The organism is Arthrobacter sp. LAPM80 (assembly GCF_046736435.1).
Taxonomy (GTDB): Bacteria; Actinomycetota; Actinomycetes; order Actinomycetales; family Micrococcaceae; genus Specibacter.
Genome location: NZ_JBCHVD010000020.1, coordinates 13,690 through 28,712 on the forward strand (window position 1 = coordinate 13,690; position 15,023 = coordinate 28,712).

Sequence of the window (15,023 nt, forward strand, 5' to 3'; positions counted from 1 at the left end):
GGGGTCCCGCAGATAGCCAATTTTTTTGACCCGGTTTCCCAAGCAATACGCGTTCGCGGTAAAAATATGGTGAACTAGGCTCTTGGGGGACGCCGTTCGTCCACCTTTCATTCCCCGTAGGAGTACAGTGCCCAGCAAGGCAGCAGCCAGCAAGCCCAAGACCGGCAAAAAGCTCGTAATTGTAGAGTCCCCTGCCAAAAGCAAGACCATCGCCAAGTACCTTGGCGAGGGTTTCGTTGTCGAAGCCTCCATTGGGCACATCCGTGACCTGCCGCAGCCTTCCGAGCTGCCCGCGGAGCTGAAAAAGTCCTCGATCGGTAAGTTCGCCGTCGATCTTGAGAACAACTTCAAGCCGTACTACGTGGTCTCCTCCGACAAGAAGAAGAAGGTGGCGGAGCTCAAGGCGCAGCTCAAGGACGCCGACGAACTTTACCTCGCAACTGATGGGGATCGCGAGGGTGAAGCCATCGCGTGGCACCTTCTTGAGGTGCTCAAGCCCAAGGTTCCCGTGCACCGCATGACCTTCGCCGAAATCACCAAGGAGTCGCTCCAGCGCGCCCTGGGGAACCTGCGCGAGCTGGATACGGACCTGGTTGACGCGCAGGAAACCCGCCGCGTCGTCGACCGCCTGTACGGCTACGAGCTCTCCCCGGTGCTCTGGCGCAAGGTCGCTCCGAAGCTGTCGGCAGGCCGCGTGCAGTCAGTTGTCACGCGCATGGTGGTTGAGCGCGAACGTGAGCGCATGGCGTTCCGTTCTGCCAGCTACTGGGACCTGGTCGGAACCTTCGGCACCACCGACACCCACGAATCCTTCAGCGCCAAACTGGCCGCCGTCGACGGAAAGCGCGTCGCCTCCGGACGTGACTTTAACGACAAGGGTGAGCTGACGGGCAAGAACGTCGCCCACCTGGATGAGGTCGCCGCCACGGCCCTCGCCGCAGCCCTGCAGGACGTGAGCTTTGCCGTCCGCTCGGTCGAGCACAAGCCCTACACCCGCCGCCCGGCCGCGCCGTTTACGACGTCGACCCTGCAGCAGGAAGCCGGCCGCAAGCTTCGCTTCTCCTCCAAATCCACCATGCAGACCGCCCAGCGCCTGTATGAAAACGGTTACATCACTTATATGCGTACCGACTCGTCCTCGCTGAGCGAGGAGGCAGTCAACGCCGCCCGCCGCCAGGCCTCGGAACTGTACGGCCCCGAATTCGTGCCGGCAGCCAAGCGTGTCTACGCCAGCAAGGCAGCCAATGCGCAGGAAGCCCACGAGGCCATCCGCCCCGCCGGTGACTCCTTCCGTACCCCGGCCCAGGTGGCCAGTGCCTTGGGCAAGGACGAATTCAAGCTGTACGAGCTGATCTGGAAGCGCACCGTCGCATCCCAGATGGCCGATGCCAAGGGTTCGACGGCGACCATCAAGTTGGGCGCCACCGCCGTCGGTGGCGCTGCCGACGGCCAGGACGCCGAGTTCTCGGCCTCCGGCACTGTTATCACCTTCCGCGGCTTCATGGCCGCCTACGAGGAAGGCCGTGACGAGTCCCGCAACGACTCGGAGGATTCCGACCGCCGCCTGCCTAACGTCAAGGAAAATGACACGCTCTCGGCAGCCGAGGTCCAAGCCAATGGCCACGACACCTCACCGCCGCCGCGCTTCACTGAAGCGTCCTTGACCAAGGAAATGGAAGAGCGCGGCATCGGCCGCCCGTCCACCTACGCCTCCACCCTGTCCACCATCATGGACCGTGGCTACGTGCGCAAGCAGGGCTCGGCGCTGGTGCCGAGCTGGATCGCGTTCTCCGTGGTGCGCCTGCTGGAACTCCACTTCACCGATTACGTGGACTATGAGTTCACGGCCGGCATGGAAAAGGGCCTGGACAGGATCGCCAACGGTCAGGAGCAGGGCTCCGATTGGCTGACCCACTTCTACTTTGGCGGCGACGACAACCGCGGCCTTCAGGACATCGTGAACAACCTCGGTGAGATCGATGCGCGCGAGATCAACTCCATGCCCATCACCGACACGCTGGTGCTGCGCGTTGGCAAGTTTGGCCCGTACCTGGAGAGCACCGTTCCCACGGTTGATGCCAAGACCGGCGAGATCATCGAAGCCGCCCGCGCCAATGTTCCCGAGGACCTGGCCCCGGATGAGCTCACGCCTGAAAAGGCGCAGGAACTCATGGACACTGCCGCGCCCGAGGAACGCGTTCTCGGCGTCGACCCCGTTTCTGGGCACTCGGTTGTCGCCAAGAACGGCCGCTACGGCCCCTACGTCACCGAGGTCATCCCGGAAATGACGGAGGAGGACATCGCCAACCAGCCGGTCGAGTACTACAAAAACGGCAAGCCGAAGCCGCCAAAGAAGCCCGTCAAGGTCAAGCCGCGCACGGGTTCCCTGTTCAAGTCCATGACGGTTGACACCGTCACCATGGACGAGGCGCTGGCCATTATGAGCCTGCCCCGGGTTCTGGGTGCCGACGCCGAGGGTAACGAGATCACCGTTCAGAACGGCCGCTTTGGACCGTACCTGAAGAAGGGCTCGGATTCTCGTTCCATCGGCACCGAAGAGGAAATCTTCACCATCACGCTGGATCAGGCGCTGGAGATCTACTCCCAGCCAAAGCAGCGCGGTGCCCGTGCGGCAGTGGCTCCGTTGGCCGAGTTCGGCGAAGACCCGGTGTCGGGGAAGAACATCGTGGTGAAGGAAGGCCGTTTCGGGCCCTACATCACCGACGGCGTCACCAACATCACCGTTCCGCGCGGCACCGAAGTTGAACAGCTGACAAGGGAAACCGCCATCGAGCTCCTGGCCGACAAGCGCGAACGCGGACCCGTTAAGCGGACCGCGAAGGCGCCTGCCAAGAAGCCCGAAGCCAAGGCCCCGGCCAAGAAGAAGGCTCCCGCAAAGAAGTAGCCTGACCGCAACGTCCGGCAGTTCCGGACATCCAAAAAGCCCCGCTCCCGGCGGGGCTTTTTGCATTCCCGGCCATGGTTCCGGAGCGTCTCGGCGAGCCTAAAGAATTGTTCAATAATGTTCGTTTTACACCGAAATGAGATCGGTAACTTATGGATTTAATCCAATGAGACCCGTAACATATCTCCAGTAGCCCCCTTTTTTATGTCTTGGATCACGTTCCTTTGGTGGTTGGCAGCAGGACCGGGTGCTCGAGTCCATATGACCAATCCAGCATTTCTGGGGAGATATGAAAATTCGCCATCGCACGGGCCGGAATGCCGTTGTTGCGGCTTTGACCGCGGCCGCATTGACCCTGGCCTCCACCGCCATAGTGCTCCCGGGCGCGAACGCCGCCGTGGCACCGGCGCTCGCGCCGGCAGTGCTCGCCGTTACGGCACCGGCCGGTGCCGTCCCGCTGACACCGGCCGGTGCGCCCCAAACAATTCCGGGACTCTCAACCTGGACCGCTGCTACCGGCCAGTTCACCCTTGGCGCCAGCGCCAAGGTCATTGGCGCCGATGGCGTGTTGACGGGCGATCTCGCGCAGCAGCTCTCCTTGGTCCTTGACCGGAGCGTGGCAACGGCTACCATCGGTGCCATTGCCGGAGACCTAGAAGTTGCCATCGATCCGTCCCGCAGCGCAGCGCTTGGCAAAGAGGGCTATGAGCTCGTTGTTGGCAACACCGTCAAGGTTGTCGGCGCAACGGACACCGGCGCTTTCTACGGAGCCCAGACCATCCTGCAGCTTCTAGCCCAGGGCAACACCGTTAACAAGGGCAGTTCCATCGACGTCCCCCGATACCAGGAACGCGGTGTAGGGCTGTGCGCGTGCCAGCTGAAGATTTCCATGGAATCCCTGGAACGCACCATGAAGGACATGGCATATAACAAGCTGAACCAGCTGTGGCTGGAAACCAAGCTGAAATCGGATGCCTACCCCAACGCCAACTTTTGGTCGTATTACACCAAGGTCGAAGCTGCCCAAATCAGTGCGTGGGCCAAAAAGTACCATATTCATCTTGTCCTTGAGGTCAACTCTCCCGGTCACATGCGCCCATGGCTTTACAAATACCCTGAGCTGCAGCTGGTCAACAATGCGGGTGTGAAGAAGGAGAACCAGCTCGATATCAGCAAGCCTGAGGCCTTGGAAATGGTGACGAAGCTTGCCGACGAATACGCCGCAGCTTTCCCGGATTCGACCTATTGGCACATGGGCGGTGACGAGTACATGATCGGCGACAGTTACAGCAATTACTCACAGTTTGCTGCCTTTGTTGCCGCGAATCCGGATAAGTTCCCGGCCGGTTCGGGGCCCGGGGATGTCTTTATCTGGTTCATGAACCAGGTCAACGCTTACGTCAAGTCCAAGGGCAAGCAGTTGCGCATTTGGAACGACGGCGTGCCCTCCTCCAGTGTCATCCCGCTGGACAAGGACATCATCGTTGAGCACTGGGTCAACTCCGGCCCGACCCCGCAGGCTCTGCTCGACGCGGGACATGACGTGGAGAACTCCATGCAGGGGTTGTACTTCAATCGTCCGGGCCAGTTCAACGTTAACCTGGTGAACCTCTGGAACACGGGTTGGACTCCGGAGAAGTTCGACGGCGGACGAACGGCTACCGTTGTTCCCGGCAAGGGCAAGATTCTCGGTGCCAAGTTCTCAGCGTGGCCCGATGACACTCCCGCGGCCACCGAGGCCATGGTGGAAAAACAGATGTTCGCGACAATGCGCTTCCTAGCCCAGAGCACGTGGGGCAGCCCCAAGCCCACCAATGATTTCGCATCGTTCACAGCCTTGACGAACAACCTGGGGCGTACCCCCGGTTACAACAGCTACGCCCGCACTCCGCTTGGCAATGGTGGCTACGCCATCTCCACGGCCAGTAAATCGGTCAATGCTTCGGGTTCCGGCGTCACTGTTTCGACGGCTGCTAACACAACCTGGACACTGGCATCCACCGATGACAACTACTACAAAATAACTGCTGAGAATGGGCAATGCCTGGCCATGGCAGGGGGCACCTTGTGGCTGGAAGCGCCCATGGACCAGAACTTGGCGCCGTCACTTTCTGCTTGCACCACAACGGATCCTCGCGTGAACAACCTGCAAAAATGGGAAGTTCTCAAGGTCGACGGCGGCTACATGATCCGCAATGCCATCACGCAGATGCCGTTGAGTGTAAACGCATCCGGTGCATTGACGCAGCAACCAGCGGACATCCTGCCTGCAAGCGTCTTCACCGTGGCTGGCGAGGTGTCCACCAGTGTCACCGGTCCCGCCCGCGCAGTGGCCGGCACCCCGGCTTCCCTCACGGTGAATGTTGACAACCGCACGACGAGCATCATCACTGGCGCCGTGGTCACCCCCTCGGTTCCGGCAGGTTGGGGTGTTTCACCATCCTCCATCACAGTGGGTGATGTCGCGGCGGGAACAGCCAAGACAGCCAGCTTTACACTCACGCCGGCTGCCGGCGCGTCCTACGGAAACTTCGCCGTCACGGCATCCACCGCTTACACAGCGGGGGACGAATCACGGACAAGTGCTGCAACCACCACCGGACTGTTGAGCTGCTCTGCTGCCCCGGTGCGCCCAGTCGGTGCAACTGTGGACAGCTTCAACAACGGCGGAGGAGAAATCACTCCGGGCTCTAATGCCATCGACGGGGATCCCAACACATTCTGGGGAACAGCATGGACCCCCTCCGACGCGCCCTTGCCGCACACCATTACGGTGGACTTGGGCAAGGAGATGAGCATCTGCGCCGTCAATGCACTTCCTCGCCAGGGCACTTCCACCGGTGCTGCTAACGGCCGGATCAAGGACTACGAGCTCTACGTCAGCAACACTGCAGGAAGTGTGGGAAGCAAAGTTGCCCAGGGCGCCTTCCCTAACCTCGCCAGCCTGCAGATTGTGGCCCTTGAAACGCCAGCGGTTGGCCGCTACCTCACCCTGAAGGCACTTTCCGAACAGGCGAACAAGCCGTGGACCACCTTGGCAGAGCTGACTGTAGACGCAGTTGACCCAGCTCTGATTCCAACGGCGCCTGCAACGACGGCGCCTGCAACGACGGCGCCTGCAACGACGGCTCCGGCGACGACGGCTCCGGCGACGACGGCTCCGGCGACGTCTGCCCCGGCGACGACGACGGCGCCTGCAACGACGGCTCCGGCGACAACGACGGCGTCTGCCCCGGCGACGACCGCACAGGCGACGACCGCACCGGCGACAACGACGGCGCCTGCACCGACGGCCCCGGCGACGACCGCTCCGGCGACGACGACGGCGCCTGCCCCGGCGACGACGACGGCGTCTGCCCCGGCGACGACCGCCCCGACTGAAACCGACCCTGAGACGTCGGCTCCTGCCGGCACCACGGCAGCAACCACCCCAGCCGGGACCACTCCCGCGGCCACTGCCACGACCACGAACCCGGCCGCCGCAGTCGTGGCCAAGGACGTTCGCCAGGGCCAGTCGGTGACGTTGACCGGTTCGGGATTCCAGCCCGGGGAACAGGTCACAGGCACCGTTCACAGCACCCCCGTGGACCTGGGGACTTCCGTTGCGGATGCCAGTGGAAACGTCTCCTTCACCTGGACAGTTCCGGCCAGCTTTGACCTGGGCCAGCACATTGTCACCCTCACCGGCGAACTGTCCGGCCGGTCGGTTGAGGCTTCCTTCACCGTCCTGCCCAGCCAAGCCGTGCAGCAGGACGGCGATGGCCTGGCCCATACAGGTGCCAACACCACATCACTGTGGGGTGCAGCACTGTTGATGGCACTGGTGGGCGCCGGGATCGTCCTTGGCAACCGCCGTCGGGCAGGTCTGCACAAGTAACAACCGGTAGCGCAACCAGCCGCCAACAAAGGCCGTCCGGTGTCGAAGCAACGCCATATGCTTCGCCACCGGACGGCCTGTCACATCTAAGGGCTGTCGAGGGTCAATAATGGGATTATGAGATTAGGCGTGCTCGACATTGGCTCAAATACAGTCCACCTGCTGCTGGTTGATGCGCGCCCAGGGGCGAACCCCGTGCCATACGCCTCCCACAAGCGCCCGCTGAGCCTGGTGAAGTACCTCGATGACGAAGGGAACATCACCGACGAGGGCCAGCACGAGCTGATTGAGTTCATTCTCGAGGCGTGGGAGTTTGCAGCCAAGCACAAGGCCAAGGACCTCCTGGCATTTTGCACCTCCGCGATCCGGGAATCCACCAACGGCGCGGCCGTGCTCGACCGGGTGCAGCATGAAACAACCATCAGGTTGACCGAACTCACGGGCGAAGAGGAATCGGCCATGACGTTCTTCGCGGTGCGGCGCTGGCATGGCTGGGGCGCCGGCACCATCTTGAACCTTGACATCGGCGGTGGATCCTTTGAAATTTCCCAGGGGAGCAACGAACTGCCCGACCTGGCGCATTCGGTGCCCTTGGGGGCCGGACGCCTGACCCGCGAATGGCTGGCCGAGGACCCGCCCACGGCCAAGAGCATCAAATTCCTGCGCAAGTACATCAAGGACACCCTTCGGGAACCCATTGCCGCAACCCGGGAACTTGGCGCCCCGAACATCGTCACCGGCTCATCCAAGACCTTCCGGGCGCTGGCGCGCATCACGGGAGCAGCGCCGTCGTCCATGGGACCGTATGTGCGACGCGAACTGCACCTGAGCGACCTGGGGCTGTGGTCCCAGCGGCTGTCTGCCATGTCGTCCGCCGATAGGCTGTTCCTGCCCGGTGTTTCGGCCGCGCGGGCCCAGCAGGTGCTCGCCGGCGCGCTGGTGGCGCAGAGCGCGCTTGAGATGTTCAAGGTGACAAGCATGCAAATCAGCCCCTGGGCACTGCGGGAGGGATTGATCCTGCGGCGCCTGGACCAGCTGGTTTTTGACGGCCCGCTGGATCCACCCGCGCACGTAGGCAAGCTCAGCAATTCGGAAAAGAAGTAGGCAAAAATGATGCAGGAACCCACGAATTCCCCTGACGCGACCCCGGATATGCCTGCAGGACCGCGCAGGCACATCCCCGTGGCGCTGTCCACGGCCTCGGTTTATCCCCTGTCGGTGCACGACGGCTTCGCCGTGGCGGCCGATCTCGGGTACGACGGCGTCGAGGTGCTCGTGACACACAACGGCGACAGCCAGAATGCGTCGGCACTGAACCGTCTGGCTGAACGCTACGACCAACCCATTCTCGCCATCCACGCACCCACGCTTTTGCTGACGCAGCAGGTGTGGGGCAATGCCTGGAACAAAATCCAGAAATCAGCGCAGATGGCTGTGGATGTGGGCGCCGAAGTGGTGGTTGCGCACCCGCCGTTCCGTTGGCAGAACGACTACGCCGAAACGTTTTCCCATGGCGTACGGGACATCGCAGACGCCTTCGGCATTCGCATTGCCGTGGAAAACATGTACCCGTGGCGTGTCCGTGGGCGCGAGGCCCTGGCCTACCTGCCACACTGGGACCCGGTTTTTCAGGACTACCGCGACGTCACCTGGGACTTCTCGCACGCGGCAACCGCCGACGCCTCAAGCCTGGATGCCGTGCGGGCCTTGGGTGACAGGCTGCGGCATGTTCACCTCACCGACGGCATTTCGCCGTCGACCAAGGACCAGCACCTCATTCCGGGCCACGGCACGCAGGAGTGTGTCGAGGTGCTCCAGCACATTGCCCACAACGGGTTCGACGGCGCAGTGGTCGCCGAAATCTCCACGCGCAAGGCCAAGGGTGCCGGGCAGCGCGAGGAATGGCTGGCTGAAACGTTGGAGTTTGCCCGCGTACACCTGGGCCAGAGCGTCGCGTAGCCGGAAGACGCCGGGCCGGTTCAGCCTGTACGAAAATTGGCCTTAAAGTGAAATCGCCGGAGATTTTTTCACCAGTGGATGGGGGGAATCACTGGCGAGATCTCCGGCGATTTGACTGGCCTTCAGGACAAGGCCAGTCCGATCATCACTCGCACCCTTATGAGGTATTTAAAAGATTACGGCCGGCGTTTGAGAATAGCCGGGGCGCCACCTGTGCGTTTGCCATTAAGTGATTTTAGTGGCCAAAAGTTTGTGATTCCGGGTCTTGAAGCGGCTGCCCGGTTGCATGCAGTGCCGCCGCAAATAAAGATGGAGGAATGATGAAGAAGATTGTGTTTCTTGGCTGCGGTTCAATGGGTGAAGCCATCCTGGGTGGCATGCTGGCCGCCGGGGTGCCGCCACAGTCGGTTGTGGTCACTGTGCGCCGCCCGGAACGGGCCAATGAACTTGCCACCATTCATGGTGTCACCGCCCTTGCCTCGAACGAGGAAGCCGGGGCCAACTCCCTGGCGGTCGAGGGTGCAGGCGTGGTGATCCTCGGCGTGAAGCCCGTGGGAACCATTGACTTGTGCCGCGAAATTGCCGACTCGCTTGATCCCGGCGCAGTGGTCATCAGCGTTGCGGCAGCTGTCTCACTGGAACAGCTGGAAGGTGCGCTGCGCCCGGGGCAGCCAGTGGTGCGCTCCATGCCGAACACACCGCTGAAGGTTGGCCGCGGCGTCGTCGCCCTGTCCGGAGGGTCAAGCGTTGACGAACACCACCTGGCGGCCGCCCATGAGGTGTTTGACGGGTCAGGCGTGGTCCTGGACGTCCCTGAAGACCAGCAGGACGCGGTTTCGGCCATCAGCGGCTCGGGCCCGGCCTACGCGTTTTACCTTGCCGAGGCCATGGCTGCGGCCGCCGAGGACTTTGGTCTGTCGCCGCACATCGCCCAAGTTCTTGCGCGTGAAACCGTCGCCGGGGCGGGCATGATGCTGGCCGAACCCGGAGCCAATGCAACCGAATTGCGACGAGCGGTCACAAGCCCCAACGGCACCACCGAGCAGGCCATTGCCAGCTTTGACAGGGCAGGGCTGCCAGGAATCATCCTTGCCGGTGCACAGGCCGCCGCCGCTCGTGCCGCCGCGATCACGGCGGAGCTCTCCGCCAAGTAGCAGGCAAACGCGTCGGGATGTCGAAACGGTCATCCGCTGGTGATATATCAACAGCGGATGACCGTTTCGCAGTCCTGGCGGCCGAATTCAGGTGGATTCCCGGACCAGGCTCCTCCACAGACGCAAAAGCGCGCCGCAGTGTCCACATTTGGTGGTGGCAGCGCAGGCAGGATTGATGGTTGGTCGCACCATGGAGTGATGAACACCTTCCAACTGCTTCCGTTCATCACTGCCCCGAGCAAGTTCGTCAGTGAAAACGGGTCTCGTCAGCTCTCCAGACTTGCCGCAACCGGTGAACTGGTCCGGATTCGCCACGGACTGTACCTGCGCAGCGAGGAGTGGGAGGCGCTGCCGCCCTGGCACAAATACCGCATGCGGATACAGGCAGTGCACGAGCTGGCTGTCCGAAGTCCGGTTTTTGCCCGTGAATCTGCGGCACAGATCATGGGCCTGCCGTTGACGTCCGCGTCCCCGAGAGTACACACGCTCGTGCGTCCAGGTCAGGACGGCGGGCGCAGCGGCAACGGGGTCCAACGCTCGCAGGCGATCGCCGGTGACCCGGAACCGTGGGAAATGTTTGGATTGCTGCTGACACCGCCGGTGCAAACGGCCAGGGATCTGGCCGTTCACCTGCCATTGATTCATTCCCTGCCGGCCATGGACAAGTTGCTGGCACAGCAGATCCTTCCCGGATCCCCGGCCGGCGTGCAGCTGGCTTTCACAGCTGGAAACGTGGAAGAAGCCATCACCATGCTGCCCAATGCAACGCAGCGGAACCGTGCACGCAGGGTTCTTGGAGTCGCGGATGGCAGGTCCGAATCGGCGGGCGAATCCTGGAGCAGGGCCATCATGATCCAAAACGGCTTCCCCACGCCCGTCCTTCAGGCGGAGTTCCGGGACGGATTGGGGCGGATTGGATTTCCCGACTTCGACTGGGAGGAGTTCAAGACGCTTGGTGAATTTGACGGCCACGAAAAGTACTCCGCCCAGCGCTACCTCAACGGCAGGACGCCTGCTCAAGTGGTGATTGAGGAAAAAAACCGCGAGAACCGGCTCCGTGCACTCGGCTACAACGTGGTTCGGTGGGAATGGAAGGACCTGAAAAATCCCCAACGACTGGTTCAGCTGCTGCGCGGCGCGGGTCTGCCGCAGGTCAGTGCCCGGAAATCCACCTGAATTCGGGCCCGAGGACTGCGAAACGGACATCCGCTGCTGATATATCCACAGCGGATGTCCGTTTCGACGTCATGGATGCCGAGAGAGGGGGTCATTGCCCTGCTTCGAGGGCCAGGAGCACCGATTTTGCCTCCGTGCCGCCCAGATAGGCTCCCTGGCTGCCATCCGAGCGGATCACCCTGTGGCAGGGGACCACCAGCGGCAGGGGATTGCGTGCACACGCAGTTCCCACAGCCCGCACGGCCCGCGGGCTGGACGTCATGGCTGCCACGGCGGCATAGCTGGCCGTGTGGCCGTACCCAATCTCGGGCAGATGGGCCAGGACCTCGCGGCGGAACCCGCTGGCCAGCCTGAAATCCAGGTCCAGGTCAAAGCTGTGGCGACGGCCGGAAAAGTATTCGTCCATTTCCCGGGCCGCCAGATCCAGCCGGGCAGGTGCCGCGAGGATGCGCGGGCTCACGGCTTTGGAGAGCTGTTCCAACACCGCTTCATGTCCCTCGCGGGCAAACGCCACACGCACCAGGCCCAGCCCTGTTCCGGCCAGGAGCAGCGGCCCCACGGGGGAATCCACCACCCGATAGGCAACGTCCACCAGCCCTTCCGCCGCCGCGGCAAGACGCAAGGAGGCGCCAAGACGCTCCAAATCCGCATCCCGGACTTCTTGCGCGGCCAATAATTCTGCCGGAAACTCATAGTCAGTCATGGCCAAAATCCCTCTCAACGTGCGCCAGTTCACGGCGCAGCGACTTCATACCTTCGGACGCGGCCCTGCGCGCGGCCTCCGGCGACTTTCCCAGCAGTCGGCCCACCTCCGCGTACCGCAAGCCTGCAAGGTGGTGAAAGACCACCGCCTCACGCTGGGCGGGCGGCAATTTTCCCAACGCCGCCCATACAATGGCTGCCTCGCCACGGGCTTCAACGGAACGTACGACGCCGTCACCGCCACCCTGCCCGGCCTCGCCTATGCGCGCACGGGCCGAAAAGATCCCGTCGGATTCATCCGACACCCCTGAACCGCTCGCCGGGATGGGGAGCCTGAGGGTCTTCCTGTGATGGTCCACAGCCTTGTTGCGGGCTATCGTGACAAGCCAGGCCTGCCAATTTAGGACCTCTGCTGCCGTCGGATAGGCCCGCAGGGCCGCGAGAAACGTCTCCTGCCAGAGGTCGTCGGCGTCGCCTGCGCCCACCAGGACCCGGCAGACACGCAGCACCGTGGCGCCGTGGGTGGAGACGAGGACCTCAAAGGGCGGCAACGGAGACGATGCACCGTCGGTCCTGCTCACTTAGAACAGCGCCTCGGTGTGGACCCGGGAGGTGTTTTCCAGCTCCAGCAGGTATTCCTTACAGTCAAGCCCGCCTGCGTAGCCCACGAGCGACCCGTCAGCGCCGACCACCCTGTGGCAGGGGACGATGATGCTGATCGGGTTCCGGCCGTTGGCTGAACCCACTGCCTGAGCCATCGACTTGTCGCCCAACCCGGCTGCCAGCTGGCCGTACGTGCGCAATTCGCCGTAGGGAATTTCAGCCAGCGCTGCCCAGACCCGGTGCTGGAACGGGCTGCCGAGGGGCGCCAGTGGAAGTGAAAACTCCCGCCTTGCGCCGGCAAAATACTCGCCCAGCTGGTCGGCTGCGGCGGACAGAACAGGGGAGTCAGTAACAAGCTGCCCCAATGTCGCCAAAGCCGGCCGCCGCGTGTGTTCGGTCATGTACACGGCCTGCAGTCCGGCGTCGTTCTCCACCAGCGTCAGCAGTCCAAGGGGCGAGCCAATATCCATGTGCCTGACCATCAAATTACCTCCTGCCCTGTAGACGCCGCACAACTCATAAACGTGAGGTCAGGGGCGCGCGGCGAAGCGCTCCAACAGGTCAACGTAGCCGGAGACAATGAGCATGTCGCGGCTTGAAACCTTGGTGCTCGGCTGCGCATAGGTGAAATCTTCGCCCGGCGATTTCACCCCGACCACCGTCACGCCGTACTTGGAGCGCACCTTGGATTCCTCAAGCGTGAACCCCTGGGTTTCCTTCGGCGGGTACATCTTCACGATCGCGAAATCGTCGTCGAACTCGATGAAGTCAAGCATGCGCCCCCCCACCAGGTGAGCGGCGCGGACACCGGCGTCGGCCTCGGGGTAGATGACGTGGTTGGCGCCGATGCGGGTCAGGATCTTGCCGTGGGACTGCGTGATGGCCTTGACCCACAGGTGCGCGATGCCCAGATCAACCAGGTTCACGGTGATGAGCACGCTGGATTCGATGGACGTTCCCACACCGACGACGGCGGAGCTGAAGTCCTGTGCCCCCAGCTGGCGCAGCGCGTCAATGTTGGTGGCGTCGGCCTCGACCACGTGGGTGAGTACGCCGGCCCACTTCTGCACCAAGACCGGGTCACGCTCGATCGCGAGGACCTCCCGGCCCTGCTTGACCAGCTGGTGGGCCGTAGCGGCTCCGAAGCGACCCAGCCCGATGACCAGGACAGGGGCGTTGTGCGGGGGACGGTCGTTTGGGCCTGTTTTGTCAGCCAATGATGGGCCTCTCTTCCGGGTAGTGGAACAGCTGTCGGCGCTGGCGCAGGGCCAGGGCCGCAGCAAGGGTGATGGATCCGACGCGGCCAAAGAACATCATGGCCGTCAGGATGTACTTGCCCGACGGCGGCAGCTCGGCACTGAGCCCCGTGCTCAGCCCCACGGTGGCAAAGGCCGAGATTGTCTCGAACAGGACCCGGTCCAGGCTTTGCCCCGAGATGGCCAGCAGCAGCCCGCAGGCGATCATGACGAAGGTGGCCCCCATCATGATGACCGAGATGGCCACGCGCATAGTGCCCTGGGGGATTGTGCGTCCGTATATTTTTACGTCGTTGTCACCGCGGGCCTCGGCAACAATGGCCAGGAACATCACCGCCAAAGTGGTGACCTTGATGCCGCCGGCCGTTGAGGCGGAGCCACCGCCCACAAACATCAGGGCGTCGGTGAGCAGCATGGTGGAGGAGTTCAAGGAGTCCATGTCCACAAGGTTGAAGCCCAGGGAACGGGTCATGATGGAGGCAAAAATGGAGTGTGTGATCTTGTCGCCAACGCTCATGCCGCCCATGGTGGCGGGGTTGTCCCACTCCATGGCGCCCCAGAGGATGGCGCCCGAGACAAGCAGCATCAGTGAGACCTGAATGGTCAGTTTTGCGTGGAGTGTCCATTTCTTGAAACGGAAGCCTGTGGCCAGCAGGACCATGAGCACCGGGAAGCCGAGGCTTCCGATGAAGCCGCCGATCATGAGCGGGACAAGTATCCACAGGTCCGCCTCGTAGGGCACAACGCCGTCGGAGTGAGGGGTGAATCCTGCGTTGTTGAAGGCCGAGATGGAATAAAAAGTGGCGTGCCAGATGGCTTGGGGCAGTGACTCGCCGAGGATCAAAAACCGCGGGGCCAGGGCCAAGGCCAGGATGACTTCGATGGCAACGGAGGTGCTGATGACAATGCGCAGCAGCGTGCCGACCTCGCCCAGGCGTCCGGCGTTCATGGCTTCCTGGGCAATGAGCTTTCCGCGCACGCCGAGCCGCTTGCTGACCATCAGGGACATCAACGAGGCAAGGGTCAGGATGCCCAGGCCGCCAACGAAGATGCCGATCAGGATCACGAGCTGGCCAAAAAATGACCAGTGCAAGGCTGTTGAAACTGTTGTCAGGCCTGTCACGCAGACGGCCGACGCCGCCGTGAACAGGGCGTCGTGGAAGGCCGTGGCTTGTCCGTCGCGGGACGCCACAGGAAGGCACAAGGTCAGGGTGAACGCGAGAATGACGAGGGCGAAGACGATCAGTGCCAGCCGCGCCGGTGAACTGTTGGCCACCCTGTCGACGAAGTCGCGGACACTGACGAAAACTCTCAACGGCCAGTGCGGGAGCCACTGGTGAAGGGTTGAATTAGTGCTCAACGGTGTGCCGCCCCTCCTGCCATGAATTGTT

11 protein-coding genes are annotated in these 15,023 nt (G+C 62.7%); 6 read left to right on the forward strand and 5 right to left on the reverse strand.

Annotated features, from left to right (window positions below; translation table 11 throughout):
• The first annotated feature begins 127 nt into the window (after nt 1–127).
• The 6 genes from topA (at nt 128) to AAGW05_RS15850 (ending at nt 11,071) form a co-directional block, all read left to right on the forward strand.
• Nucleotides 128–2,905 (forward strand): type I DNA topoisomerase, encoded by a 2,778-nt coding sequence (gene topA, locus AAGW05_RS15825; RefSeq protein ID WP_411805521.1) that lies wholly within the window; start codon nt 128–130, stop codon nt 2,903–2,905.
• Nucleotides 2,906–3,194: 289 nt separating this feature from the next.
• Nucleotides 3,195–6,782: a family 20 glycosylhydrolase gene (locus tag AAGW05_RS15830; protein ID WP_411805522.1), complete on the forward strand. Its 3,588-nt coding sequence runs from the start codon at nt 3,195–3,197 to the stop codon at nt 6,780–6,782.
• 117 nt (nt 6,783–6,899) lie between these two features.
• Nucleotides 6,900–7,886: a Ppx/GppA family phosphatase gene (locus AAGW05_RS15835; protein ID WP_411805523.1), complete on the forward strand. Its 987-nt coding sequence runs from the start codon at nt 6,900–6,902 to the stop codon at nt 7,884–7,886.
• Nucleotides 7,887–7,892: 6 nt separating this feature from the next.
• A complete protein-coding gene (locus AAGW05_RS15840) occupies nt 7,893–8,741 on the forward strand; it encodes a sugar phosphate isomerase/epimerase family protein (RefSeq protein ID WP_411805524.1) in 849 nt (282 codons plus the stop codon).
• 317 nt (nt 8,742–9,058) lie between these two features.
• Nucleotides 9,059–9,895, forward strand: coding sequence for a pyrroline-5-carboxylate reductase (gene proC / locus AAGW05_RS15845; RefSeq protein ID WP_411805525.1), 837 nt, complete (start codon nt 9,059–9,061; stop codon nt 9,893–9,895).
• A 198-nt stretch (nt 9,896–10,093) separates the two neighbouring features.
• The gene (locus AAGW05_RS15850; RefSeq protein ID WP_411805526.1) at nt 10,094–11,071 is read left to right on the forward strand and encodes a hypothetical protein; all 978 of its coding nucleotides are present in this window, start codon (nt 10,094–10,096) and stop codon (nt 11,069–11,071) included.
• Nucleotides 11,072–11,162: 91 nt separating this feature from the next.
• Here AAGW05_RS15850 and AAGW05_RS15855 read toward each other — a convergent pair whose 3' ends face one another.
• From AAGW05_RS15855 to AAGW05_RS15875, 5 genes are read right to left on the reverse strand one after another with little or no spacing between them, the layout of a single operon-like run.
• Complete coding sequence (locus tag AAGW05_RS15855) at nt 11,163–11,774, reverse strand: methylated-DNA--[protein]-cysteine S-methyltransferase (protein ID WP_411805527.1); 612 nt, start codon at nt 11,772–11,774, stop codon at nt 11,163–11,165.
• A complete protein-coding gene (locus tag AAGW05_RS15860) occupies nt 11,767–12,354 on the reverse strand; it encodes an RNA polymerase sigma factor (protein ID WP_411805528.1) in 588 nt (195 codons plus the stop codon). The genes AAGW05_RS15855 and AAGW05_RS15860 overlap by 8 nt, the downstream gene beginning before the upstream one ends.
• Nucleotides 12,355–12,858 (reverse strand): methylated-DNA--[protein]-cysteine S-methyltransferase, encoded by a 504-nt coding sequence (locus AAGW05_RS15865; protein WP_411805529.1) that lies wholly within the window; start codon nt 12,856–12,858, stop codon nt 12,355–12,357. It abuts the gene before it with no gap.
• A gap of 48 nt (nt 12,859–12,906) precedes the next feature.
• A complete protein-coding gene (locus tag AAGW05_RS15870) occupies nt 12,907–13,593 on the reverse strand; it encodes a potassium channel family protein (protein WP_411805530.1) in 687 nt (228 codons plus the stop codon).
• Nucleotides 13,586–14,947, reverse strand: a complete 1,362-nt coding sequence (locus tag AAGW05_RS15875) for a TrkH family potassium uptake protein (RefSeq protein ID WP_411805559.1) — start codon at nt 14,945–14,947, stop codon at nt 13,586–13,588. Before AAGW05_RS15875 ends, AAGW05_RS15870 begins: the two co-directional genes overlap by 8 nt.
• Between the last annotated feature and the right edge of the window lie 76 nt (nt 14,948–15,023).